Raw genomic sequence first — 960 nt, 5'->3', positions numbered from 1 at the left:
GCGCGGGCTGATCCGGAGGATTGTCGCAAGTTCTTACGCTGGGACATCTTGGTATCGATTTTTCGATTGGCTTTGCCCCCCGGATTTCTCGCGATCTCCGCCGGCCCGCGTCCCCCGCGCGGGCCGGCACCGACCTTCCCTGAGGACCGACCACCGGATTGACAAAGACCGTGCGAGCCCGCTGCCCGGCGCAGGCGCGAGCGAGCCCCCATCTCAATAAGATCCCCGAAAGGACGCCGCCAGTTTCACCAAAATCCAGAAAACGCGCGCGAGCCTCGCATGCTCGTTCGTCGTCGGCGTCCATCGCCGCGGCGATCCGTCTCCGCGAGGGCTTCGAGTTCGAGGCGCCCCGACGTACAATCCCGGATTGTGGTTCGGCCCGGCCGGCGGCGGACCTCCGGCGCGTGCCGAGGCGTGCCCGGCCTCGCCCGGGCCTCGCGTCCCCACTTCGGGAGCTTCGGATGCTCAGGAAGATCGTCACGGGAGGGGAGGCGGGGGCCGAGCAGGCCGGCTGGGCGGCGGCCCGCCGGGCGGGCATTGAGACCGGCGGCTACATGCCGCGGGGGTTCCTCACGGAGGCGGGCCCCGCGCCGCGGCTGGGCGCGCTCTACGGGGCGATCGAGTTCCCGTTCGAGGACCCCCTGCGGCTCCGCGGCAACCTCCGCCGGGCCGACGGCCTCTTCTGGTTCGGCGACCCGGAGTCTCCCGAGGCCCGCGACACCTTCGACGCCTGCCGGTCGCTCTCCAGGCCGTACCTCGTCATCGACCCGGCGTTCACGCCGTCCCGCGATGCGGCCGGCTGGCTGGAGGCCTTCGAGGTCCAGACCCTCGTCGTCGCCGGCGACCGCGCCTCGAAAACCCCGGCCCTCGCCCCCCGCGTCGAGACCTACCTCGTCCGCGTCATCGAATTGCTCCGCAACCGGCTCCAGCCCTGAGGCCCCCGGCCGGACGCTTGGGGGG

General features: G+C 71.8%; 1 protein-coding gene. It reads left to right on the top strand.

Annotated elements, in window-relative coordinates:
* Positions 1 to 461 precede the first annotated feature (461 nt).
* Positions 462 to 935 carry a YpsA SLOG family protein gene (locus G6O54_RS36925; protein WP_165236147.1) on the top strand — a complete coding sequence of 158 codons (474 nt, stop codon included), beginning with the start codon at positions 462 to 464 and terminating at the stop codon, positions 933 to 935.
* Positions 936 to 960 lie beyond the last annotated feature (25 nt).

This window comes from Aquisphaera insulae, from assembly GCF_011064615.1.
Classification (GTDB): domain Bacteria; phylum Planctomycetota; class Planctomycetia; order Isosphaerales; family Isosphaeraceae; genus Aquisphaera; species Aquisphaera insulae.
The sequence above is the reverse complement of the archived record's forward strand: the minus strand, read 5'-3'. Positions and strand labels throughout refer to the sequence as shown.

Excerpts from the sequence above, each read along its gene's own strand:
- G6O54_RS36925 (WP_165236147.1), top strand. The coding sequence starts at position 462 with ATGCTCAGGAAGATCGTCACGGGAGGGGAGGCGGGGGCCGAGCAGGCC.